Source organism: Pseudomonas sp. B21-031, assembly GCF_024748985.1.
Taxonomy (GTDB): domain Bacteria; phylum Pseudomonadota; class Gammaproteobacteria; order Pseudomonadales; family Pseudomonadaceae; genus Aquipseudomonas; species Aquipseudomonas kermanshahensis.
In genome coordinates this window covers 1,937,123-1,960,471 of the sequence record NZ_CP087181.1, presented here as the reverse complement: position 1 = coordinate 1,960,471, position 23,349 = coordinate 1,937,123, and the positions used below count along the sequence as shown (strand labels likewise).

The window sequence follows — 23,349 nt, the reverse complement described above, 5'->3', positions numbered from 1 at the left end:
GTCTAGTCCTTGTCGGCGTGCGTCATGGCGGTATAGAACAGCCACGACACCAGCAGGATGATCAGGAAGTACACCAGCGAAAACGCCGCGGCCGGCCCCAGGTCGAACTGCCCTACCGCCATGCGCGTGAGAGTCTGGCTGAGGAAGGTGGTGGCGTTGCCGGGCCCACCACCCGTCAGCACGAACGGCTCGGTGTAGATCATGAAGCTGTCCATGAAACGCAGCATCACCGCAATCAGCAGCACGTTCTTCAGCTTTGGCAGCTGGATATGGCGGAACACCGCCCAGGCCGAAGCCCGGTCGATGCGGGCGGCCTGGTAATAGACATCCGGGATGGCGCGCAGGCCCGAATAGCACAGCAGCGCCACCAGCGACGTCCAGTGCCAGACGTCCATCACCAACACCGTGAGCCAGGCGTCGAACGGGTCGCCGGCATAGTTGTAGTTGACCCCAAGCTTGGCCAGCGTGGCACCGAGCAGGCCGATGTCGGCGCGGCCGAAGATCTGCCAGATGGTGCCGACCACGTTCCAGGGAATGAGCAGCGGAATAGCCATCACGATCAGGCAGACCGAGGCCATGCGCCCCTTGGTCGGCATCGTCAGGGCGATCGCGATCCCCAGTGGGATTTCGATCAACAACACGCAGCCGGAATAGATGAACTGGCGCAGCAAGGCATCGTGCAAAGCCGGGTCGCGTAGCACCTGGCGGTACCAGTCGGCGCCGACGAAATAGCGGTTGGACTGGTCGAAGATGTCCTGCACCGAATAGTTGACCACGGTCATCATCGGTACGACGGCGCTGAACGCCACCAGCGCGAAGACCGGCAGTACCAGCCACCATGCCTTGTTGTTGCGCACCTTGTTCATGGCCCGGCCTCCAGCAGTACATCGTCGACATACAGCATCAGCCACTGGCTCGGCAGGGTGACCCAGGCCTGCCCCGCCGGCAGCGGGCGATCCTCGCCCAGGCGCGCCTTGAGCGTGGCGCTGCCGAGCTGGAAGGTGACGATGCGGTAGGTGCCCAGGTCTTCGATATCCAGCACCTGCACGGCAAACGCGTTGTCGAGCGGGCTGTCCCAAAGCTGCACGAACTCCGGCCGGATGCCCACTTGCAGGCGCCCGCCGGCGGTTGCCGCCAAGCGTTCGCGCAGGCCCTCGGGCAGCGCTAGGTGCAAGCCGTCAAAGCTGATGCCATCGGCCTCGGCACGCACGTCGATGAAGTTCATGCCGGGGCTGCCAATGAAGTAGCCGACAAAGGTGTGCCGCGGGCGCTCGAACAACTCGCGCGGGGTGCCGAACTGGACGATGCGCCCGCCGTGCATCACTGCGATCTTGTCAGCAAAGGTCGAAGCCTCCAACTGGTCGTGGGTGACATAGATCATGGTGATGTTGAACTGCTCATGGATCTGCTTGAGCTTGCGCCGCAGCTTCCACTTCAGGTGTGGGTCGATCACCGTCAACGGCTCGTCGAAGAGGATCGCCGAGACGTCATCGCGCACCAGGCCACGGCCCATCGAAACCTTCTGCTTCTCGTCGGCGCTGAGGTTGCGGGCCTTCTTTTTCAACACAGCGGACAGGTCGAGCACCTCGGCGATCTCTTCGACCCGGGCACGCACCCTGCCCTCGTCCACGCCCTGGTTTCGCAGGGGGAAGGCCAGGTTGTCGAACACCGTCATGGTGTCGTACACCACCGGAAACTGAAACACCTGGGCGATGTTGCGCGCCTGTGGCGATAGCGCGTTCACGGGCTTGCCGTCGAACAGCACGTCGCCATGGGAGGGGGTAAGCAGCCCCGAAATGATGTTGAGCAAGGTCGACTTGCCGCACCCCGAAGGCCCGAGCAAGGCATAGGCGCCGCCTTGCTCCCAGACATGCTCCAGCGCGTGCAGCGCGTAGTCCGCCTCCGAGGCCGGTTGACGGCTGTAACTGTGCGCCAGCTGGCGCAGGCGGATCTCGGCCATCAGCGACTCCTCGCCTGACGCACGCCTGGAGCCTGCACCAGGGCTCCGGCAGCGTCGAAGACAAACAGCTTGTGCGTGGGGATGAACACGCGGATCGGGGTGTCCACCTGGTACTCGTGCACACCCGGCAGGTGCAGGGTCATCCGCCAGTGTTCATTGCGCACGTGGAGGAAGGTTTCCGAGCCACTGATCTCGGCCAGCTCCACCAGCACCGCCAGCTCCAGGTCATCATCATGGGTCGGCACCAAGGTGATGTGGCTGGGCCGCACGCCAAAGCGGTAGTCACCATCACCCAGGCGCTGCAGGTCGGCATTGCGGGCAAAGTGCACCGCCTGCGCCAGGCTCACCTCGTTGCCGGCGATCCGCCCAGGCACCAGGTTGATCGGCGGTTCAGAAAACAGCTCGGCGGCCAGCACGCTGCTGGGCTGCTGATAGACGGCAGCGGTCGGGCCGCTCTGCACGATGCGCCCCTCATGCAGGATCGTTGTGGTACCACCCAGCGCCAGCGCTTCGTTGGGTTCGGTGGTGGCGTACACGGCAATGCAGTTACGCGCCGCAAACAACGCCCGCAGCTCCTGGCGCAAGCCTTCACGCAGCTTGTAATCAAGGTTGACCAAGGGCTCATCGAACAGGATCAGCGAGGCGTCCTTGACCAGCGCCCGGGCCATCGCCGTGCGTTGCTGCTGGCCGCCGGACAGTTCCAGCGGCAACCGCTGCAGGTAGGCTTCGATGCGCAGCATCTCGGCGGTTTCCTGCACCCGCCGGCGAATTTCCGATTCGGCCAGGCGCGCCTGGCGCAGGGGAGAGGCGATGTTTTCGTACACGCTCAAGGTCGGGTAGTTGATGAACTGCTGATACACCATCGATACGTTACGCAGGCGCACCGGCACCCCGGTGACATCGTTGCCGTCCAGCAACACACGGCCCAAGTCTGGGCGATCGAGCCCGGCCATCAGGCGCATCAGGCTGGTCTTGCCGGCCAGGGTACGGCCGAGCAATACGTTGAACGAACCCGGCTCGAAACGCAGGGACGCATCGACGATGCAGGCCTGGTTATCGACACTGCGGCTGACCTGCTCCAGCACCAAGGACATGGCGTGGCCTTTTTAGGATTGTTGTCCGCTGGGCAGAGCGAGTTTCGTGCCAGCCCGGCCTGAACGCTCTGCCGCGTGCCCTCACCGCCCAACGTCGGCCATGGCCTGTTCACAGCTGAACACATTCGCTGGACAACTGAACACGCCAAGGTTTGACAATGAACAACGGTGGACGACACTGAACAGCGGTCGGCTGATAACAACAATCACACAGGACAGGCCCATGGCCGCATCCGCTTCGCCGCATGCCCAACTGATCCAGGCATCCTGGGCGCGTTGTCGCGACCACGGCCTGCAGCCGCAAAGCCCACCCGATTTCGATTGCCTGCCGCCGGCCGAACTGAGCGCCCTGCTGGAGCGCCGCCAGGCCCTGCTGCGCCTGACGCGCGATGAGGTGCTGCCGCAGTACGCACACCTGCTAGGCAACGCCAGCTACCTGGTTATGCTGGCCGACGCCGGTGGCTGCCTGCTCGACAGCTGGGGTTCGCGGCGCTTCGTCGACCCGCGCCAGCGCCATGGCTTCAATGCCGGCGCGCACTGGCACGAGCGCGGCGTGGGCACCAACGCACTCGGCACGGCGCTGGTCTGCGCCGAGGCGATTCATGTGGGCCAGGATGAACACTTCCTGCGCCAGAACCGCTACCTGTGCAGCGCTGCGGCGCCGGTGTTCGATGGCGAACGGCAACTGGTCGGCGCGCTCGATGTGGCCAGCGACGGGTACTTGCCTGCCAGCCAGACGCTCGGCCTGGTACGGATGATGGGCCAGAGCCTGGAGAACCGTTTGATACTGGCGCAGCATGCCGACCACCACGCCCAGCTGCTGTTCAACAGCGCCTCCGATAACCTCGACAGCCCCTGGGCGGGCTTGCTGGTGTTCGATGAGCGCGGCCAGGTCATTGCGGCTAATCACCGGGCCGACAGCCTGCTCGGCGACAACCCGCTGCGGCAAAACCTCGAGCAACTGTTCCAGGTCCCGTTGCAGCAGTTGCTAGCCCAGCCGCCGCAACAGCCCTTCGCCTTGCAGGCCGCCGGGCGCCACCGCTTCCACTGCCAATGGCAAGCGCCGCGCCACAGCCCCAAGCGCCCGGCCCCTAGCCCTGTCGACCCACGCCTGGACAACGCCTTGGTCCAGGCCAGCCTGTTACTGGAAAAAGACATCCCGGTGTTGATCCAGGGCGAAACCGGGGTTGGCAAGGAAGTCTTCGTCGAGGCCCTGCACCGCGCCAGCCGCCGCGCCGGGCAGCCGTTGATTGCAGTCAACTGCGCGGCGATCCCCGCCGAGCTGGTCGAATCGGAGCTGTTCGGCTATGACAAAGGGGCCTTTACCGGCGCCCACCACAAGGGCAACCCCGGGCTGATCCGCAAGGCCGACCACGGCATCTTGTTTCTCGACGAAATCGGCGACATGCCGCTGCCGACCCAAGCCCGGCTGCTGCGCGTGTTGCAATCGCGCAGCATCCAGCCATTGGGCAGCGGTGAGCCAGTGACTGTGGACATCCGCGTGGTTTCGGCCAGCAACCGCGACCTGGCCGAAGCCGTGCGCAACGGGCAGTTTCGCGAGGATCTCTACTACCGCGTGGCCGGGTTGACCCTGGTGTTGCCCGCCTTGCGCGAGCGCAGTGATCGGCGCGCGCTGATCGAGCAGGTGCACGCCCGGCACCTCGCCCCCGGGCAACCCCAGCAACTGCCACCGCACATACTCGACCTGCTGTTGCACCACCCCTGGCCAGGTAACCTGCGCCAGCTCAACAGCGTAATGCAGGTGGCGCTGGCCCTCGCTGGCAGCCAATCCATCGACACCGAACACTTTTCAGCGTGTTTCCTTGCCCAGGCGGGCACACCTGCCCCATGCCCGCCGCCCGCCCTGGCGCACACCCCAGCCACGGACCTGGCCAACCTGCTGCACAGCTGCGGCGGCAATATCTCATCGCTGGCACGCCTGCTCGGCATCAGCCGCACCACCTTGTACAAACGCTTACGTGAACAGGGGCTCGAACCCGCCCACCTGCAGAGTGGGCGTTGAAGGTGCTATCAGCATACTGAAGCCGGGCTAATGCGGGTCATTACCCTCGCTGCTCCAACCTGTCAGGAGCAGCCCATGAGCCATTTGCACCCCCATCACGTAGCCCTGATTCAACAGCGCCTGCCCGACTGGCTTCGCCAGACTTCCCCGCATCAGCGCGAGGCCCTGAAAACCCACCTGCTGCACAGCCACCGCGCCACACGTGCACTGCAGAAGGCCCTTGCCCCGCTGCAATCGGTAGAGGCGTTCTGCCGACCGTTGTTGAAGGACGCGCTCGCTCACTGGTACCCCGGCGTGTCGCTGCCTCCACTCGATACCACCGTGTTGACCGAGCGCACCACAGGCCATCTGCGCAGTCGGTCCTGGCTGGAAGCTGCCCTGCAGAATCTGCAAGCGGACACGCCGGTACGCCTCTATGCCAACCAGGATGCGCCTGAAATGGAACAGCTCGACACCGTGCGATTCGTGAAAGGCGTACGGCGCCTCGACCTTGGCCAGCGCTACCTGGACCACCTGCGCGAGCACGTCGACACCGCTGATTTTCGCGCGTTACTGCGCGAGCAGGACCGCGCGGCCTTCGCGGCCGAGTTGTTATCAGCGCGACTGCAAGGGCACATCGACAGCCGCGGCGACGCCTTGGGCGAGGCCGCGCTTGCCGGCGCGCGCGAGGTACAGACGCTCAGTGGGGCGAGGCGCCTGCAATGTGGCTACCTGAGCCTGCTCGGTTTCCCGCTGAGTGGCGCGCTGCTGCTGCGACTCGAGCCGCACGGGCAGACCGAGCCGTGCCTGCTTTACCTGCCTGGCGACACCCAAGGTGCCCTGCACCAGTACACTTCCTTGCAGGCCGTCGGCACAGCCCTCACGAAGCGGCTATGGGAGGAGCCTTTTCGTGTGTATTTCAAACGCTTTGTCAGCCACGCGCAGCAACCCGCCTTCGCCGCGCGGCTACGGCACACACTTTACCCGCGCTACCCCTACGCAGCGCTGTACCCGACCCCGCCTACACTGGAGAAAGGCGCGTCATTCAACTGGATCAACCGGCTGTTCCCCTCGCCCCACGACCTGTGGCAGGAAACCCTGGACAAGAACGCCCGCCTGCCACTGGACTTCACCCCGTGGCCCGGCGAATGCTTCACTGCCAGGGCCCGCAACCAAGTGCAGACCACCTTGGCAGATGCCGTGACACTGGCCGTGCCCACGGCGCAGTTCGACGCGGCGGCGCAAACTGCCCGGCTGCTCGGTTGGCTGAGTGTGGGGCTGACTGTACTGAATGTGGCCAGCTTCTTCGTGCCCGCCTTGGGCGAGGTGATGCTGGTAGTCGGCGGGGCGCAAATCGTGGGTGAGTTCCTCGAAGGCGTCCATGCACTGAACGAAGGCGAAACCGAGGCCGCCATCAGCCATCTGTTCGATGTGCTCAACAGCCTGCTGCAGGTTGCGGCACTGGGTGCCGTGCACAGTGCGGTCCAGCTGGCAGGCCCCCTGGAAAACTGGACACGCCTCCCCAGTAGAACAGGCCAGCGCCTGTGGCACGGCGACCTGCGCCCCTTCACTCGCGAAGCGCCCTGGCTGCCAGGCACACCTGGGGCAAATGGCTTGCACTACTGGCAAGGCCAACCGTGGATCAACCTGGAGGGCAAGGCCATGCCGCTGGAAAAAGCCCCCGACGGTCGCTGGCAGCTGGCGCACGCCAAGGGCCATCAACGCACCCCTCGCCTGCTCGGCAATGGCCAGGTGCCGTGGTTGCTGGAGCACGAACAGCCCTTGGCGTGGGACGCGGCCAAACTGCTGCGGCGCATCGCCAACAGCGGCCCGGCGGTGAGTGATGAAACCCTGCTGCGCGCCCTGCGCTGCAGTGGTTTCAGCGAAGCGGCCGTGCGCCGCGTGGTGGCCGATCAGGAAGCCGCCCCCGCCCTGTTGCTCGACTGTTTGCAAGCACTGGGCGCCCTCGATACCCCCACGGCGGCCAGCACTGACGCCGCCACCTTGCTGCTTGGTCGGGACTTCCCGTCCCTTAGCCGCAGAGCCAAGGCCGAGATCCTTGCCAACACCCGTACCAAGGACCTGGCCCTTGGCCAACGAAGGGGCCGATTGCCACTCTCGGTAGCCGAAACAGCCCGCGCCTACCAGCACGAAGCCCGCCTCGACCGTGCGCTGCTGCGCTTTTATCAGGACAGCGGCCCGGTGCAGGACCGTGATGCCCTCGCCCTGGGTTTCCTGCAACGGCTACCGGGTTGGACGGGCGAGGTGCACCTTGAATTGCGAGAGGGCAACCTGCAAGGCCCGCGACTGCAGGGCACTGATGCCCAGGGACGACTCAGCAAAACCGTGGTGCGCGATGATCGGGGCTACCAACCCTACGACGAACACGGCCAACCACTGGCCGGCCACACGACGCTCTACCAGGCCATTCTCAACGCCCTGCCTGACAGCGAACGCATCGCCCTGGGCTTGCAGATACATGACCCTCTGCCCTTGCGTGACGCACTGTTCGAACAGGCCGCCGGCAACCGCAAGTACGCCGCCACCCCATTAGGTATGGCGCCTGTGCGCACACTCTATCGGCGGCCAACGCGGCTCGCGCCGGGCGGCCGTGTCGGCTACCCCCTCAGCGGCCGTGGCCGGGGCTGGCTGAATGACGACGCGCTATTCGACACCCTGTACCCCAGCCGCCACCCCGGTGACCGTGAGTGGCTGCGCCAGCGCTTGCGCCTGGAGGCCGGTGAAAGCCTAGGCGCCTTTACCCGGCTGCTCGAACAGTTGCGCGAAGCGTACCAGCGCCTGAACACCACACTGGATGGCTGGGTAAATGACACAGAAGGCCTGGCGGTGGACACCCTCGAACAGCGTACCGCCGCGCGCACAGAGGCCGCACGGCGCATACGCCAGGCCTGGCGCAGGGAGGGCGTGGAGGCCGATCAGCTGGACTTGGTGCTGGAAGCCCAGGACCTGGGCGCCTTGCCGACCTTACCCACGCGCCTGGAGCACGTCCGGTGGCTGACGGTCGTCGACTCACCCCATGGCGAAGCGATCAACCTCGATGGTTTCCTGCAGGCATTCCCTGGCGTGCGTAACCTGGACCTGGCCAGCAACAGGCTGCGTTTGCTGCCCGGCACCCTGGCGCAGATGACCGAACTGGAAACCTTGGACTTGCAGTGCAACGTCGTGGCTTTGCAGGAGGCACACAATATCGATCTACTGACGCGCCTGCCCCGCCTGCAGCGGCTCAACCTCTCTGGCGGCCTGCAGAGCCTGCCTGTCGCCGCTCTGCAGCGGCTCGGCCAATTGCAGCACCTGTACGCACTGAGGGCCGACTTGAACAGTCTCGCACTGCAAACCGAACACTTCGAGGCTTTGCAAGGCTGGCCCGCGCTGACCGAATTGAGCCTGGGCTCATGCGCGATCACCCTCACCGCAGAAAGCCGCGCGGCGCTGGGCCGCCTCAACCAGCTGCACTCGCTGCGCTTAGGGGATAACCCACTGCAATTGACACCCGACGTGACCGGCTGGCAGCACTTGCATACCCTCGACCTCGACCGCGTCGGTATCACCCAATGGCCCGAAGGCCTGCCAGGCTTGATGAACCAACGCCCACTCGTGCTGCGCTCGCTCGACCTCAGTGGCAACCGGTTGGTCGATGCACCCGAATTGCACGACACGGCGTTCGCTGAAGCGATACGCAACGGGGATGAAGGCACCTTTTACGACTTCGACGACAACCCTTTCAGTGAGCAGGCCCAACGCAGCCTGTTCGGCGCAGGGCTGACGGCCATCCCAGACATGGATGCCCTGGAGGGCGAAGCCTGGGTGATCGAATTGCCCCCCGAGCTTGAGGCGCACCGCGAGGCCAATGCCGAGGACGCTGAGTGGGCGCCCGTGTACCGCCTGACCGAACGCATGACGCAAACGCCGGAGTACCTGGCTAACCCGATGCGCACACGTGAGCGCATCGTGCATGTACTGCGCACGCTCACCCGCGAAGACGTCGGTGACGCGGGCTGGGGCCTCGCCGAACTGCGTGAGCAAGTACTCACCGAGATCAACGACGCAGCCGAGGCCTGCGTGGACCAGGCCAGCCTGCTGTTCCAGCGAGTCGAAACGCAGGTGTCGGTGTGGCGTAGCGTGGCTGCCGCGCACCCAGGCGCCACCGACGAAGCGGTCGCCGTCTCCGTCGCCACTGGCCTGGCTCGCCAGGGCCGCCTGGATGAACGCATAGGCGCCCTGTACAACGCTCGCCGGGCACGCCGGCAGGCCTTGAGCGATGCGCAAAACGACAGCGAACGCCAGGCCGCACCGGCCCTGGTGGCGGAAGACGACTTGAGCGATGCGCACCTGAGCGACCCACAAACACCGCCCGACGAAATTGAAATCGCCCTGGTCGCACGCATCGCCCTGCGCGAACGCCTGGGCCTGCCCGAACAACCTGGGCAAATCGCCTTCGGCTACCTGGCGCAACTGAGCGAGGCCACACTGCAACGCCTGGCCCTGGCAGTCGAAACTGAGGCGGATGCGGCCTTCCTGGCACACTGGGCGAGCGAGCAACCCTTCTGGCGCGCCTGGGTTCAGCGGCTACGGCCTGAGCCATTCGAAACGCTCGCACGTGACTGGGAGGCCGCCTCGGAGTACTACACCGAGTTGAGTGAACCCACCACCGCGTCGGGTGCCTACCGCGGCCCCACTGTTCCGTTGGCGTTCATCACCGCGCTGGAGCGCGAGACCCAAACCGTACCGGGGCTGGCATGGCGGGTGGAGGGCACCTTGCAGCGCATCGACCTGGTGTCGGGGCGCTACAGTGGCGAAGATGAGCTTTACGCGCTGGCTGGCCGCCTGCTGCTCAGCACCCGCCAGCAGGCGCGAGACCAGCTCTACCGGCAGTTGACCCAGGCTCTGTTCCAGGTCGGTTGACATACAGCGGGTGGCAGGCCCCTTGCAGGGCGTGTCGCCCGCAGCCGATTCAGCTGCAAACGCTTCGACTTCAGCCTTTAGCGCTGCGCCGCCGCGCCTCTTCAACCAGCATCTGCGCTGTACCTGTCAGAAAATGTACCTACAGCCCACCCAGAATGCCTGCTCGACATTCCGGTGCGTCGCTGCTGGGAGAACACCATGACCCGCTTCATCGATGTGCAAGACCTCGCCCGCCTGGTCAATCGCAAAGGCGTGGCCACCTGCCTGGTGGAGATGGCCGAGTACATCCGTCAGGACTACCTGCGCTGGCACGATTTCGACAAGTGCGCGCGCGTGGCCAGCCATTCCCAGGACGGCGTGATCGAGTTGATGCCGGTTGCCGACGCCAGCCTGTACGCCTTCAAGTACGTCAATGGTCACCCGAAGAACACCCACAACGGCCTGCCCACGGTCATGGCGTTCGGCACCCTGAGCGACGTCAGCTCTGGCGCGCCCTTGCTGCTCAGCGAGATGACCCTGGCCACCGCGCTGCGCACCGCAGCCACCTCGGCCCTCGCCGCCCGCTACATGGCGCGCGAAGACAGCCGCAGCATGGCGCTGATCGGCAATGGCTCGCAGAGCGAATTCCAGGCCATCGCCTTCAATACCCTGCTGGGCATCGATGAGATCCGCCTGTATGACATCGACCCTGCGGCCTCGGCAAAACTGGTGGCCAACCTGGCAGGCCGGCCAGGGCTCAAGCTGATCGTCGCCCAGTCGGTCGCCGAAGCGGTACGGGGGGCTGATATCGTCACCACGGTGACGGCCGACAAAGCCTTTGCCACCATCCTGACGCCGGACATGATCGAGCCAGGCATGCACCTGAACGCCGTGGGCGGCGACTGCCCAGGCAAGACCGAGCTGCACCGCGAGATCGTCGAGCAAGCCCGCGTGGTGGTCGAGTACGCCCCACAGAGCCGGGTGGAAGGCGAGATTCAGCAGATGCCGGCCGATTCGCCAGTGACCGAGTTCTGGCAGGTGGTGGCAGGTCAGGCCAACGGCCGCGAGAGCGCTCGACAAGTGACGTTGTTCGACTCGGTAGGCTTTGCCCTGGAGGACTACTCGGCGCTGCGCTATGTGCTGGACATGGCCCAGGCACTTGGGATCGGGCAGGACATTGCGCTGGTGCCGACGCTGGAAAACCCAAAAGACCTGTATGCGCTGCTGCAGCCACGCGTGGTCGGTTTTCGCGCTACACCAACGACTGCCTGTGCATGACGGCCCCCACATGCACCGGCGCGCAGGACACCCCCCGCATTACCGCCTACCCTGTCCATGTCCCTCTACAACGAGGCCCCGCGCATGGACACCCAGGACGCCACCCGCCACCCTCTGGACCGAATCGACGAAGCCATCATCGATGTGCTGCGCCATGACGGCCGGATCACCTTCGAGAAGCTCTCGACCCTGGTCCACCTCACCCCACGCCCATGCCTTGAGCGCGTCCGCAAGCTGGAACGACGCGGCGTGATTCGCGGCTATGGCGCAATCATCGACTTGCAGAAAATCGCCCCCGGGGTGTCGTTGCTGGTGCTGGTAGCCCTGTCCAACCAGAGCGGCCGGGCGGCGCAAAAAGCGTTCGAAGCTACCCTGAGCGCCTGCCCGCACGTCTACGAATGCCAACTGATCAGCGGCCATTTCGACTACAGCCTACGCCTGCGCTGCCGCGACATGGAGCACTACCGGCTGCTGAGCGAAAGCTGGATGAACGACGACGCGCTGCACATCGACAAGCTGGTCGCCCACCCCGAACTGGCCGTAATCAAAAGCATGGCGCCGCAGCCCTAGCCGCCACGCCATTGCTCAGGCTGCCGATACCCCTGCGCCCAGCCCAGCACTTCACTCGCCGGCATCGGCCTGGCGATGAAATACCCCTGCGCCAGCTCGCAACCCAGTGCCATCAGCACCCGCCCATGCTCGACACTCTCCAGGCCTTCGGCAACCACCTCGCGGCCAAACGCTCGCGCCAGCCCGATCACCGCCCCGGTCAGGGCCAGGTCATCCTGGTCATGCAGGATGTCACGCACGAACGACTTGTCGATCTTGATGGTCTGGGTCGGCAAGCGCTTGAGGTAGCTCAGCGACGAATAGCCGGTGCCAAAATCGTCCAGCGAAAAGCGCACGCCCAAGGCCCGGCAAGCATCCAGGCAACGGCTGACATGCTGCAGGTTGTCGATGGCCACCGATTCGACGATTTCCAGGTCCAGCCGGGCCGGGTCAACCCCAGGGTGCTCCGCCAGCAACTGTTCCAGGCGTTCGACGAAATCACTGCGCTGCAAATGCCGCGCAGCAATGTTGACACTCACCGACCACGGCTGCCCCTGCCCTTGCCAGGCCTGCAACTGGCTCAGCGCCTGGTGGATCACCCATTCGCCAATTTCGATGATCAGGTCGGTCTGTTCCACCAACGGCAGGAACTCGCCCGGCGGCACCAGGCCACGACCCGGCCGTTGCCAGCGCAGCAACGCCTCGAAACCCAGCACCTCGCCGCTGCGCAGGTTGACCTTGGGCTGGTAATACAGGCACAGCTCGCGATTGCGCAGTGCCCGACGCACCCGTGTCACGGTCTGGTGGGTGGCCTTGAGTTCCTGCTCCTGGGATACATCGAACAGGTGGTAACGGTTGCGCCCACGCTGCTTGGCCACATACATGGCCTGGTCGGCGTGACGCACCAGGGTATCGGCGTCCTCATCGTCGAGCGGGTACAGCGTGACGCCGATACTGGCGCTCAACGAGAGGGTGTGCTCGCGCACCACATAGGTGGCTGCCAGCGCCCGCAGCACCCGGCGCAGGGCCGCATGCAACTGGCGGTCGTCGCTGACATTGCGCAGGATCAGCACAAACTCGTCACCCGACAACCGGGCCACGGCGTCCCCCCCGCGCAAGATGCCCTTCAGGCGCTGCGCCACTTCGACCAGCAACAGGTCGCCGGTGGCATGCCCGTAGCCATCGTTGACCGCCTTGAAGCCATCCAGGTCGAGCATGCACACCGCCAGCGGGATGTCTTCACGGCGCGAGAACGCCAGTGCCTGGTTGAGCAGGTCGGACAGGTAGGCGCGGTTGGGCAGCCCGGTCAGCACATCGTGCCCCACCCGCCATTGCAAGGTGTGCAGCAATTGGCGCTTTTCGGTGACGTCGAAGCGGATCGACACATACTTGCGCACCTTGCCGGTCAGCGGGTCGACCAGTGGCACCATGGTGCTGTCGACCCAGTACAGCGAACCGTCCTTGGCGCGGTTGCAGATCTCGCCCTTCCACACCTTGCCCGCCGTCAGCGCCCGCCACATGCCGAGGAAGAATTCCGGCTCGTGCAGGCCGGAATTCAGAATGCGGTGGTTGGCGCCCAGCAGTTCATCGCGGCTGTAACCGGAGATGCTGCAGAACTGCTGGTTGACGTAAGTGATGCAGCCACGCAGGTCGGTTTCGGAAAAGATCGCGGCCGCGTCCACGGCCGCGCGATAGTTATCGTCCATAAGCATCCTGCCCTAACGGTTGAAGCGCTCCACGAGGGCGCGCAATCCGGCGCACACCTCCTCCAGCTCGGCACCGCGCGAGGCGGCCGCGTTGGCGCTATGGGCGCTGTGCTGGGCAATGCCCGCCACACCGTTGATCTGCCGCGACACCTCTTCAGCCACGGCAGACTGCTGCTGCGAGGCTGTGGCCATCTGCTGGCTCATGCCGCTGATGCGTTGCACCGCTTCACGAATACCGTGCAGCGCCTGCTGGGCCTCCTGCACCTGGGCAACGCCCTGCTCGGCGCCCTGAATGCCTTGGCTGGCAATGGCCACGGCTTCTTCGGCACCGCTGCGCAGGCCATCGATGATGGCCTGGATATGCAACGTCGACTGCCGGGTCTTGTCGGCCAGCGCCCGCACCTCGTCGGCCACCACGGCAAAGCCACGGCCCTGCTCACCGGCACGGGCGGCCTCGATGGCGGCATTGAGGGCCAGCAGGTTGGTTTGCTCGGCAATGCCCCGGATCATCCCCGCCGCCTCGGCGATGGCACCGGTCTGACCAGCCAGGTGAGTGACCGCTTGGTTGATCTGGTCCACGGTGCCGGCCAGGGCGCGAATCGCCGTGCCACTCGCATCGGCCACGCGGCTGCCCTGTTCGGCCAGCAGGTGCGCGGTATGCGCCTCGGCGGCAGTGAGTTGCACATGGTTGACCACCTCGCCGATCGAGGCGGTCATCTCGGTCATCGCGGTTGCGCTCAGGTCGGTTTCGGCGCGCTGTTCCAGCAGGGCCGTTTCGGTACCGCGCGACAGACGCCCGGCATCGTGCGCGGCCACTGCCATCTGCGTGGCCAGGTCGCTGAGCCGGGTCAACGCGGTTTTCAGGCGCGCCTCCTCACCGATCAAAATCAGCTGCAGTTGCCCGGCAGCGCCCGGCAGGTCGCTGTAGGTCAGCGCAGCGGTGGGGTCGGCGAAGGTGCCTTCGGCGCCCTGGATAACCCGCCGCAACTGGCGGCCCAGGTCGTTGCGCATCCACAGGCCATAGGCCGCGAACAACGCAAGGGTTAGGCCCTGCCCTGGCCAGCCTGGCCAGAACTGGTTGGCGCCCACCGCCAGCACCCCACCCAGCAGCGGCAAGGCCATGGCCTGCCCCAACAACGCCAGGCGGCGGCCATACGGCAGCGGCGCCTGGCCCTGGCGCAGTCGCGCATACAGGGCCTCGGCACGGCTGACTTGTTCGCGGGTCGGGCAGACCCGCACCGATTCGTAGCCGATCACCCGGCCGTCTTCCAGGATCGGCGTGACGTAGGCATTGACCCAGTAGAAGTCGCCATTGCGGCAGCGGTTCTTGACGATGCCCATCCAGCTTTTGCCGGCTTTGAGGTAGCGCCACATCAATGCGTACACCGCTGGCGGCATGTCGGGGTGGCGCACCAGGTTGTGCGGGCTGCCGATCAGCTCGGCCACGCTGTAACCGCTGATGGCGGCAAATTCCGGGTTGCAGTAGGTAATGTGGCTGGCGGTGTCGGTGGCGGAAATCAGCCGCTGACCCGAGGGGAAACGTTGCTCGACCGGGGTTACCGGGAGATTGAGACGCACGATGAGACTCCATTCACTGACGAACCGGCACCCTGCCCATCGACGACCATCGGAACCGATACGCAGCGATCCGCTCCAATGTGCACATGCGCTTCCAGCCATACCGGCATGAGGCCGAATGACACTGGAAACTCGACGATGACTGTCCGGTCAAGCCGCGAATTCTACGAAATTCATCACATAAATCAAATAAAGGTGATCGATCATGGCGTTGCGCCATGCGGATAGATATCGTTAAGTTCTTGATTCTAAATGGGAATTAAGTGATGACGAGATCAGCTCTGGGTTTTGCCCTGCGCCGCTACCGCAAGCTGGCGGGTCTGACCCAGGCACAATTCGCCGAGCGAACCGGCTTCGACCCCAAGACCATCAGCCGTTTCGAGACCGGCGCCTATACCCCCAGCGTCGACGCGCTCATGGCGTTCGCAGGTGTACTGGGTGTCAAACCTAAGGACTTCTTCGCCGAACCGGACGACGAAGAGGAGCAGCGCGCCTACCTGTTCGGTGTCATCCACAACGCCCCGCCCAAAGATCTTGGCAAGCTGATTGCAGCAGTGGACCAGGCGTTGGCCAAGCCCTGACCTGATTCATCGGTTTACCTGGGGGCGCTGTTCAGCCCCGATAAATGGCATGCACCGAATTAGAGCCTGGCAGGGCCAATTGCCCCACAACTGGTCAGACCGGTAAGGCCAAAATCACTTGCAATGTAGGATTTTTCGCGCTTTTATGGCCTCGCGCTGAACAAACCGGTAAGACCACAATAATTAAGTCCTGCGCTCTTTGACCCTCGCGGCATCGAAGCAAGGACACCGACCAGAGATCACTCCCATGCTCAAATGGTGCTCGCGTTCGATCTTCCTGCAAGTCGTGCTGGGCCTTGCCCTCGGCATTGCCTGCGGCCTCAGCTTCCCCGAAGTCTCCCTGCAACTCAAACCCCTCGGTGACGGCTTTATCAAGCTGATCAAGATGCTCATCGGCTTGATCGTCTTCTGTGTGGTGGTCAGCGGTATCTCCGGTGCTGGCGACTTGAAAAAGGTTGGGCGGATCGGCCTGAAATCAGTCATCTACTTCGAAGTACTGACCACCATCGCCTTGGTGATCGGCCTGGTGTTCGCCTTCACCAGCGGCATTGGCAGCGGTGCCAACATCCATCTGGACCAGTTGTCCAGCGCCGACGCCAGCAGCCTGGCCGAGCGCGGCCAGCACATCCATGGTGCCACCGCCTTCTTCATGGACCTGATCCCGACGTCGGTGATCGGCGCCTTTGCTGACAACAACATCCTGCAGGTGCTGCTGTTCTCGGTGCTGTTCGGCAGTGCACTGAACCTGGTGGGTGACTCGGCGGCAGGTATTTCGCGGCTGATCAACGAGCTTAGCCACGTGATCTTCCGCATCATGGGCATGATCGTGCGCCTGGCGCCCATTGGTGTGTTCGGCGCAATCGCCTTCACCACCAGCAAATATGGCCTCGAGTCGCTGCAGCACCTGGGTGGCCTGGTGGCGCTGTTCTACCTGACCTGCGCCGGCTTCGTGCTGATTGTCCTGGGTACCGTCATGCGCCTGTCGGGCCTGAAACTGCTGCCCCTGATCAAATACCTGCGTGAGGAGCTGACCATCGTCCTCGGCACCGCCTCTTCCGACGCCGTGCTGCCGCAGATCATGCGCAAGCTCGAACACCTGGGCATCGGTACCTCTACCGTCGGCCTGGTGATCCCGACTGGCTACTCGTTCAACCTCGACGGTTTCTCCATCTACCTGACGCTGGCCATCGTGTTCATCGCCAACGCCACCGGCACGCCACTGGAGATGACCGACCTGCTGACCATCCTGCTGGTCTCGCTGGTGACTTCCAAGGGCGCTCATGGCATCCCAGGCTCGGCGCTGGTGATCCTCGCCGCCACCCTGACCGCCGTGCCGGCCATCCCGGTGGTGGGCCTGGTGCTGGTGCTGGCAGTGGACTGGTTCATGGGTATCGGCCGGGCACTGACCAACCTGATCGGCAACTGCGTAGCCACCGTGGCCATCGCGCGCTGGGAGAAGGACATCGACCTGGAGCGCGCGCAGAACGTACTCGCTGGCAAACCAGGTTTTGCCCACACGCCCCGCAAGCAGCCCAACATCCATCAACAGGAATTCTGATCGAACGCGGCCGGCGATGACGCCGGCCCTTCCAGGAGCGAACCGTGATCAGCTCATCGACCGTCGTCAACTCAGTGGTGGAAAAACTCCGCCAAGCCCTGGCCCGAGGCCAGTGGCGCTCCGGCGACATGCTGCCTGGCCAGCGCGAACTGGCCGAACAACTGGGCATCAGCCGCCCCAGCCTGCGCGAAGCCGTCACCGTGCTGGAAACCCTGGGCCTGGTGCGCGCGCTGCCCGGTAAAGGCGTGCTGGTGCTGGATGCCGATGCTGCCCTGCAAGAGCCGGGCATCGACACCAGCGCGTCGGCCAGCCTGGCCGATGTACTGGAGCTGCGCTACACCCTTGAGCCCTTCATCGTCGGCCTGGTCGCGCAATCGGCCAACAGCCACGACATCGGCCAATTACGCCTGACGCTGATGGACATGCGCGAAGCGCTGGAGGCCGATGACAGCGAAGCCGGGGTCAAAGCCTACATCGCCTTGCATGAGGCGCTGTTCGCCCTGACCACCAACCCGATCTTCCAGAGCGTGGTGCAGCAGACCAGCAACGCCCTCAAGCAGAGCGCCGACATGCTGCGCAACTCGCCCGAGCACCTGGCCGCACGGCTGAAGGAAAACGATGCCGTGGTGCGCGCCATCCGCGAACGCAACAGCGCCGAGGCCAGCGCCCAGATGCGCCAGCACATCCTTGCCGAAGGCCAGCGCATGGGCATCCAACTGAACATCCCGGACGAACACCCCCGCCCTTGACCCAGGAGAGCGACCATGACCGCCTGCGCCCACGCCGCCCCCCGCCTGCCTGCCTTGCTCGCCGCCGGCGAAACTCGCCTGTCGGCCGACCAGATCTACCCACGGCTGTTCGACGCAATTCTTGAACAGCGCTTGCCGCCAGGTGCGCTGCTGCCCGAGCAGGCCTTAGGCCATGCCTTTGGTGTCAGCCGCACGGTGATACGCCGGGTGCTTGGCCGCCTGTCGGACCAACAGGTGGTGGTTCAGCGCCCCAGCCACACCGCGCACCTGGCCGCACCCGACCCAGACCAGGCGCGCCAGGTGCTCAGTGCCAGGCGCCTGGCCGAAACCACCTTGATCACCCTCGCCGCGCAACGCGCCCGGCCGGCGCAGATCCGCCAGTTGCGCCTGCTGGTCGAGCGGGAGCGCCAACACCACGAAAACGGTGAGCGCTGCGCGGCCATCCGCCTGGGCGGCGAGTTTCACCTGAAGCTCGCGCAGGTCGCCGCCAACGCGCCGCTGGCGCGGTTTCTCAACGGCCTGGTGCCGATGACCTCGCTGATCATCGCCCGCTATGAGTCGCCCTGCTGCGACCACTGTGCCTGGGAAGAACATGCGGCGATCATCGATGCGGTCGAGGCAGGTGATGCCCCCGCAGCGCTGGCGTTGATGCACGAGCACCTGGATCGCCTGCAAGACAAGCTCGACCTGGGCTGAGTTTTTTCGCCGTTGTAGGAGCGGCCTTTCGCGACGCAAGGCCGCTCCTACTGGCAGCCTTCTCTCTATACTCGAGAAACCACCCCAGCCTCTACCCAGGGAGGCGGCCGCGTGAGCTCGCGTACCCCCTTACTGCTACTGTGCCTGATGCTGGCCCTCGGCGGCTGTGCGAGCAAGCGCCCGCCTGCCCCGCCACCGCCCGCCGTGCTCACCCCCGCCACCTGGCAGCGCATCGACCAGGACTTGATCAAGGCCTCGGTCGGTGCCGCCGGGTCGGCCAACGACTACGCTCGCCGCTCGATGCGGGTATGGAAGGCGCAGGTGCAGCAACGCACCGAGAGCGACTTCATCCCCTGGTTCACCGGCTACTGGACCCAACAATGGCTGACCCTCAAGGTCGCCTGGTACAAGCTCGACAGTGGCGAGGGCCGTGAGCCTGCAGAAAAACGCCTGGCGCTGTACCTGCAGGAGCAGTACCACGAACGGGTGATCGAGCCCGTGGCCGAGCAGATCAACCCCGAGGGTATTCGCGACCGGGCCTGTGAACTGTACGTGCAACTGTTCGGCCAGCAACTGCCTGGCATCATCGCCCGCTACAACGCACCGGCAGAGCAATTCAGCCAGCGCCTCAACCGGATACCCGCCATCGCCCTGGGCCCACCGGCTGCACGCAACGCCAGCCTCTACCAACTGCTGCGGGCCAAGTCGCTGGACCAACAACCGGCCTGGCAAGCCATGCGCGAGCATTTGCACCAACAAGCCAGCAAAGGCCCGGGGCAGACCGACGTGGGCCTGTCGTCGGTGGCCACTCGCGCCAGCGAGAAGCTCGGCGCCACCCTGGCCCCACGCGGTATCGCCAGTGCCGTGGCTTCTGCGGTGGGCAAGGTGGCTGGGGCAATGATCTCGGTGGCGGCGACCGGTTACGGCATGATCACCCACGGCCGTGAACAACCGCAGATGGTTGAACAGTTGCGGGTGATCCTCAACGTGGCGCTGAACCAGGAATGGCAGGAGTTGATGGAGAACCGCCAGAGCGGGGCGATGGCGGGGGTGTATTACCTGTCGGGGCAGGTCGAGGACAGTTTGCTGGCCAGTGCGCCGCGGCCGGTGGAGCAGCCGGTAGAGCCGCAGGCGGAACAGCGGCAGGCGCCTTTGTTGATACGCCTGCCGCCTTAGGGTTGCTTGTGCGGGCCTCTTCGCAGCACAAGGCTGCTTCTACAAGGGGCGTTTCAGCAGCCCGTCAGGCAGTGGCCAGCGCCGAGGTGGGCAAGCCGAAGAGCCTGTCGAATGCCCAGTTGTAGGCAAAGGTGTAGCACGGCACCAGGATGATGAACGCCAGGTCCACCAGAAACGCCTCGACCAGGCTCATGTCCAACCACCAGGCAATCAGCGGAATCAGGTACACCACCAACGTCAGTTGAAAACCGATGGCATGCGCCACGCGCCGGGCCACGCTGCGCCCGCGTTTGGCCTGGCGGGCCTCCCAGCGTTCGAACAGGGTGTTGTAAATCAGGTTCCAGAGCATCGCGATGGTGGTGATCATCACGGCCAATGGCCCGGTGTGGGAAGCCTGGGTGTCTGACAGATACGCCAGCCCGAGGGTGGACATGCACAACCCGATCAGTTCATAGAAAGTCACATAGACCAGTTTGCGTTTGAGCCCCTGCACCTGGGTTTACCTCCAAAATCAAAAAACGAGGGGGGCGAGCATGCTTCAATCCTCTTGACAGTTAAAGTCAGCAGCTGTCAGATCTACTGACAGGAGGTTGCCATGAACTTTTCCAGCGACAATATTCAGCTGTTTCTCGCCGTGCTCGACCGCGGTTCGTTCTCCGCTGCCGCACGCGCCTTGCATCGGGTGCCGTCGGCTGTGAGCATGGCCATCGGCAACCTTGAGGCGGAGCTCGGCTACAGCCTGTTCGAACGCGGCCCGCGCGAAGTGCGGGCGACGGCCCAGGCCTTGGCCCTGGAACCCCACGCCAGGTTGATCGCCGAACAGCTCGGGCTGCTGCAGGTGCATGCCCTGGAGTTGTCCCAAGGGCTTGAGAGCAGCCTGACCATCGCGGTGGTCCCCGACGTCGACCATCGCCCGCTATTAAGCGCAATCGCCCAGCTCGGTGAGCGCTACCCGCTGCTGGACATCGCGCTGCTCAGCGCCCCCCAGGAAGAAGCCCTGCACTTGCTCGACAGTGGCCGTGCCGACCTCTGCGTAGCCTTCGCCGGCCTGCAGGTCGATGCCCGTCGCGGCTTCCAGTACATTGGCATTGAGTCGCTAGTGGCTACCCTGTCACCCACCCATCCGGCGCTGCTCGACGCACGCATTCACTACCTTGAAGACCTGATCAATGTGCGCCAGATCCTGGTGCGCAGCCGCGACTTGCCGCTGACCGACCCGCGCGCCCTGATCGGGGCCACGCACTGGTCAACCGACAGCTTCGATGTCGCCCTGCAGATGGTCGAGGCTGGCCTGGGCTGGGGTGACCTGCCGCTTTCGCGCATCGCGCCGCTGTTGGCGGCCGGGCGGCTGGTGCGGCTGGATTTTCGCAATACCCGTAATGAACTGCAGTTGCCCGTGCACATCCTGTGGCGTAAGCAGCACCCGCTGCGCCAGGCGGCGCGGCTGTTGATCGAACAGCTGTGTAAACGCTGAATGCCGTTCGTCGAAACGGCCTAAAGAAATTTCGCTAAGTGTTTCAATTTTTTACCCCTCTAGCCGATAGCCAGACGACAGGGCGCAGCGCGTCATGAGTGCGCTATGCCCTCCCCCCTGATTGGCTCAAGGTCTCGAAACATGAACCTGAAATTTCGCCACAAGATCCTGCTCAGCGCGTGCGGCGTCGTGGTCCTGGCTTTTGCCCTGTTCACCCTCTACAACGACTACCTGCAACGCAACACCATTCGCCAGAATATCGAGTCCTCGGTGCAGCAATCCGGCGCACTGACTGCCAGCAGCGTGCAGAACTGGATGAGCGGGCGCATCCTGGTACTGGAAAACCTGGCCCAGGACATCGGCCAGCAAGGCGCCGGTGACACCCTGAACGGCCTGGTCGAGCAGCCGTCCTATACGCGTAATTTCCTGTTCACCTACCTGGGCCAGGCCAACGGTGCATTCACCCAGCGCCCAGACGCGCAGATGCCCGCCGGTTACGACCCCCGCCAACGCCCGTGGTACAGCACCGCGGCAAGCGCCGGGCAGACCGTTTTGACCGCACCTTACCAAGGCGCCGTCGGCGGCTTGATGGTAACCATTGCCACCCCCGTGAAGGGCAAAAGCAACGGTGAACTGATCGGCGTGGTCGGTGGCGACGTGACCCTCGACACCTTGGTCGAGATCATCAACTCGGTCGATTTCGGCGGCATCGGCCATGCCTTCCTTGCCGACAGCAATGGCCAGGTAATCGTCAGCCCGGACAAAGACCAGGTGATGAAAAACCTCAAGGACATCTACCCTGGCAGTGGCCTGCGCGTCGCCTCGGGCATGCAGGATGTCACCCTCAATGGCCAGGACCGCCTGATCTCCTTTGCCCCGGTCAACGGCCTGCCGTCGGCCCAGTGGTACATCGGCCTGTCGATCGACAAGGACAAGGCCTACGCCGCCCTTAGCCAATTCCGCACCTCCGCGATCATCGCCATGCTCATCGCCGTGGCCGCCATCGCCGGCCTGCTGGGCTTGTTGATCCCGGTGCTGATGCAACCGCTGACCACCATGGGCCGCGCCATGCGCGACATCGCTGAAGGCGAAGGTGACCTCACCCGCCGCCTGGCCGTGCAGAACAAGGACGAATTCGGCGAACTGGCGATGTCGTTCAACCGGTTCGTTGAACGCATCCATGCCTCGATCAGTGAAGTGTCGTCGGCCACGCGGCTGGTGCATGACCTGTCGGAAAAGGTGGTCAACGCCTCCAACGCCTCGATCACCGGCTCCGAAGAACAGAGCATGCGCACCAACAGTGTAGCGGCAGCCATCAACGAGCTGGGTGCTGCTACCCAGGAGATCGCGCGCAACGCCGCCGACGCCTCGCAGCATGCCAGCGGCGCCAGCGAGCAGGCCCACGGTGGCCGCGAAGTGGTCGAGGAAGCGATCAGTGCCATGACCGCCCTGTCGCAGCGCATCAGCGAATCGTGCGCACAGATTGAAACGCTCAACGCCAGCACCGACGAAATCGGCAAGATTCTCGATGTGATCAAAGGCATTTCCCAGCAGACCAACCTGCTGGCACTCAACGCCGCCATCGAAGCCGCGCGTGCCGGTGAAGCCGGCCGTGGCTTCGCCGTGGTCGCCGACGAGGTGCGCAACCTGGCGCACCGCACCCAAGAGTCGGCCGAAGAGATCCATCGCATGATCACCAGCCTGCAAGTGGGCTCGCGCGAGGCGGTGCATACCATGAACACCAGCCAGGTCTCCAGCGAACAGACCGTGCAGGTGGCCAACCAGGCCGGTGTGCGCCTGGCCAGCGTGACCCAGCGCATTGGCGAGATCGATGGCATGAACCAGTCGGTGGCCACTGCCACTGAAGAGCAGACTGCCGTGGTCGAGAGCCTCAACCTGGACATCACCCAGATCAACGCCCTCAACCAGCAAGGCGTCGAGAACCTGAACGAGACACTGCTGCACTGCGATCAGTTGGCCCAACAAGCTGGCCGATTGAAGCAGCTGGTGGGCAGCTTCAGAATCTAACTGTCACGTTCGCCAGCA

Annotated in this window: 17 protein-coding genes and 1 pseudogene; 11 read left to right on the top strand and 7 right to left on the bottom strand. The window is 64.5% G+C overall.

What is annotated here, in order from left to right; genetic code table 11:
- Positions 1-2: 2 nt before the first annotated feature.
- From LOY53_RS08825 to LOY53_RS08815, 3 genes are read right to left on the bottom strand one after another with little or no spacing between them, the layout of a single operon-like run.
- Positions 3-866 carry a carbohydrate ABC transporter permease gene (locus LOY53_RS08825; protein WP_258703875.1) on the bottom strand — a complete coding sequence of 288 codons (864 nt, stop codon included), beginning with the start codon at positions 864-866 and terminating at the stop codon, positions 3-5.
- Entirely contained in the window at positions 863-1,960 is a 1,098-nt protein-coding gene (locus LOY53_RS08820; RefSeq protein ID WP_252827294.1) for an ABC transporter ATP-binding protein, read from the bottom strand. The genes LOY53_RS08825 and LOY53_RS08820 overlap by 4 nt, the downstream gene beginning before the upstream one ends.
- Positions 1,960-3,054: an ABC transporter ATP-binding protein gene (locus LOY53_RS08815; protein WP_258703874.1), complete on the bottom strand. Its 1,095-nt coding sequence runs from the start codon at positions 3,052-3,054 to the stop codon at positions 1,960-1,962. The genes LOY53_RS08820 and LOY53_RS08815 overlap by 1 nt, the downstream gene beginning before the upstream one ends.
- Before the next feature lie 223 nt (positions 3,055-3,277).
- Between LOY53_RS08815 and LOY53_RS08810 the strand changes: the two genes are divergently transcribed.
- From LOY53_RS08810 to LOY53_RS08795, 4 genes are all read left to right on the top strand, one after another.
- Positions 3,278-5,077, top strand: coding sequence for a sigma-54-dependent Fis family transcriptional regulator (locus tag LOY53_RS08810; RefSeq protein WP_258703873.1), 1,800 nt, complete (start codon positions 3,278-3,280; stop codon positions 5,075-5,077).
- Between the two features lie 75 nt (positions 5,078-5,152).
- Positions 5,153-9,979 carry a dermonecrotic toxin domain-containing protein gene (locus LOY53_RS08805; RefSeq protein WP_258703872.1) on the top strand — a complete coding sequence of 1,609 codons (4,827 nt, stop codon included), beginning with the start codon at positions 5,153-5,155 and terminating at the stop codon, positions 9,977-9,979.
- 198 nt (positions 9,980-10,177) lie between these two features.
- A complete protein-coding gene (locus tag LOY53_RS08800; RefSeq protein ID WP_258703871.1) occupies positions 10,178-11,236 on the top strand; it encodes an ornithine cyclodeaminase in 1,059 nt (352 codons plus the stop codon).
- 84 nt (positions 11,237-11,320) lie between these two features.
- A complete protein-coding gene (locus LOY53_RS08795; protein WP_252827401.1) occupies positions 11,321-11,806 on the top strand; it encodes an Lrp/AsnC family transcriptional regulator in 486 nt (161 codons plus the stop codon).
- On the opposite strand, the gene LOY53_RS08790 is transcribed toward LOY53_RS08795, so the two are convergent.
- From LOY53_RS08790 to LOY53_RS26845, 3 genes and pseudogenes are all read right to left on the bottom strand, one after another.
- On the bottom strand, positions 11,803-13,491 hold the full coding sequence (locus tag LOY53_RS08790) for a bifunctional diguanylate cyclase/phosphodiesterase (RefSeq protein ID WP_252827288.1): 1,689 nt from the start codon (positions 13,489-13,491) through the stop codon (positions 11,803-11,805). The genes LOY53_RS08795 and LOY53_RS08790 overlap by 4 nt on opposite strands.
- Positions 13,492-13,503: 12 nt before the next feature.
- A complete protein-coding gene (locus LOY53_RS08785; RefSeq protein ID WP_408981370.1) occupies positions 13,504-14,613 on the bottom strand; it encodes a methyl-accepting chemotaxis protein in 1,110 nt (369 codons plus the stop codon).
- Positions 14,614-14,739: 126 nt separating this feature from the next.
- Positions 14,740-15,171, bottom strand: a pseudogene (locus LOY53_RS26845) (PAS domain-containing protein); the annotation flags it as partial.
- A gap of 164 nt (positions 15,172-15,335) precedes the next feature.
- Here LOY53_RS26845 and LOY53_RS08780 point away from each other — a divergent pair.
- From LOY53_RS08780 to LOY53_RS08760, 5 genes are all read left to right on the top strand, one after another.
- Positions 15,336-15,650, top strand: coding sequence for a helix-turn-helix domain-containing protein (locus LOY53_RS08780; protein WP_027593967.1), 315 nt, complete (start codon positions 15,336-15,338; stop codon positions 15,648-15,650).
- A 247-nt stretch (positions 15,651-15,897) separates the two neighbouring features.
- Positions 15,898-17,208, top strand: a complete 1,311-nt coding sequence (locus LOY53_RS08775) for a C4-dicarboxylate transporter DctA (RefSeq protein ID WP_027593968.1) — start codon at positions 15,898-15,900, stop codon at positions 17,206-17,208.
- Between the two features lie 44 nt (positions 17,209-17,252).
- The gene (locus LOY53_RS08770; protein WP_099453459.1) at positions 17,253-17,957 is read left to right on the top strand and encodes a FadR/GntR family transcriptional regulator; all 705 of its coding nucleotides are present in this window, start codon (positions 17,253-17,255) and stop codon (positions 17,955-17,957) included.
- A gap of 15 nt (positions 17,958-17,972) precedes the next feature.
- The gene (locus LOY53_RS08765; protein WP_027593970.1) at positions 17,973-18,653 is read left to right on the top strand and encodes a GntR family transcriptional regulator; all 681 of its coding nucleotides are present in this window, start codon (positions 17,973-17,975) and stop codon (positions 18,651-18,653) included.
- Positions 18,654-18,764: 111 nt separating this feature from the next.
- Entirely contained in the window at positions 18,765-19,829 is a 1,065-nt protein-coding gene (locus LOY53_RS08760) for a hypothetical protein (RefSeq protein WP_258703870.1), read from the top strand.
- Positions 19,830-19,893: 64 nt separating this feature from the next.
- On the opposite strand, the gene LOY53_RS08755 is transcribed toward LOY53_RS08760, so the two are convergent.
- On the bottom strand, positions 19,894-20,322 hold the full coding sequence (locus LOY53_RS08755; RefSeq protein WP_027593972.1) for a PACE efflux transporter: 429 nt from the start codon (positions 20,320-20,322) through the stop codon (positions 19,894-19,896).
- Positions 20,323-20,424: 102 nt separating this feature from the next.
- On the opposite strand from LOY53_RS08755, the gene LOY53_RS08750 reads away from it, so the two are divergent.
- Positions 20,425-21,303: a LysR family transcriptional regulator gene (locus tag LOY53_RS08750; protein ID WP_252827285.1), complete on the top strand. Its 879-nt coding sequence runs from the start codon at positions 20,425-20,427 to the stop codon at positions 21,301-21,303.
- 141 nt (positions 21,304-21,444) lie between these two features.
- On the top strand, positions 21,445-23,331 hold the full coding sequence (gene mcpA, locus LOY53_RS08745) for a methyl-accepting chemotaxis protein McpA (protein WP_099453456.1): 1,887 nt from the start codon (positions 21,445-21,447) through the stop codon (positions 23,329-23,331).
- Positions 23,332-23,349: the final 18 nt, after the last annotated feature.

Excerpts from the sequence above, each read along its gene's own strand:
- LOY53_RS08780 (WP_027593967.1), top strand. The coding sequence starts at position 15,336 with ATGACGAGATCAGCTCTGGGTTTTGCCCTGCGCCGCTACCGCAAGCTG.
- LOY53_RS08750 (WP_252827285.1), top strand. The coding sequence starts at position 20,425 with ATGAACTTTTCCAGCGACAATATTCAGCTGTTTCTCGCCGTGCTCGAC.
- LOY53_RS08825 (WP_258703875.1), bottom strand. The coding sequence starts at position 866 with ATGAACAAGGTGCGCAACAACAAGGCATGGTGGCTGGTACTGCCGGTC.
- LOY53_RS08790 (WP_252827288.1), bottom strand. The coding sequence starts at position 13,491 with ATGGACGATAACTATCGCGCGGCCGTGGACGCGGCCGCGATCTTTTCC.
- mcpA (WP_099453456.1), top strand. The coding sequence starts at position 21,445 with ATGAACCTGAAATTTCGCCACAAGATCCTGCTCAGCGCGTGCGGCGTC.
- LOY53_RS08805 (WP_258703872.1), top strand. The coding sequence starts at position 5,153 with ATGAGCCATTTGCACCCCCATCACGTAGCCCTGATTCAACAGCGCCTG.
- LOY53_RS08800 (WP_258703871.1), top strand. The coding sequence starts at position 10,178 with ATGACCCGCTTCATCGATGTGCAAGACCTCGCCCGCCTGGTCAATCGC.
- LOY53_RS08795 (WP_252827401.1), top strand. The coding sequence starts at position 11,321 with ATGGACACCCAGGACGCCACCCGCCACCCTCTGGACCGAATCGACGAA.
- LOY53_RS08785 (WP_408981370.1), bottom strand. The coding sequence starts at position 14,613 with ATGGCCTTGCCGCTGCTGGGTGGGGTGCTGGCGGTGGGCGCCAACCAG.
- LOY53_RS08820 (WP_252827294.1), bottom strand. The coding sequence starts at position 1,960 with ATGGCCGAGATCCGCCTGCGCCAGCTGGCGCACAGTTACAGCCGTCAA.
- LOY53_RS08815 (WP_258703874.1), bottom strand. The coding sequence starts at position 3,054 with ATGTCCTTGGTGCTGGAGCAGGTCAGCCGCAGTGTCGATAACCAGGCC.
- LOY53_RS08765 (WP_027593970.1), top strand. The coding sequence starts at position 17,973 with ATGACCGCCTGCGCCCACGCCGCCCCCCGCCTGCCTGCCTTGCTCGCC.
- LOY53_RS08810 (WP_258703873.1), top strand. The coding sequence starts at position 3,278 with ATGGCCGCATCCGCTTCGCCGCATGCCCAACTGATCCAGGCATCCTGG.
- LOY53_RS08775 (WP_027593968.1), top strand. The coding sequence starts at position 15,898 with ATGCTCAAATGGTGCTCGCGTTCGATCTTCCTGCAAGTCGTGCTGGGC.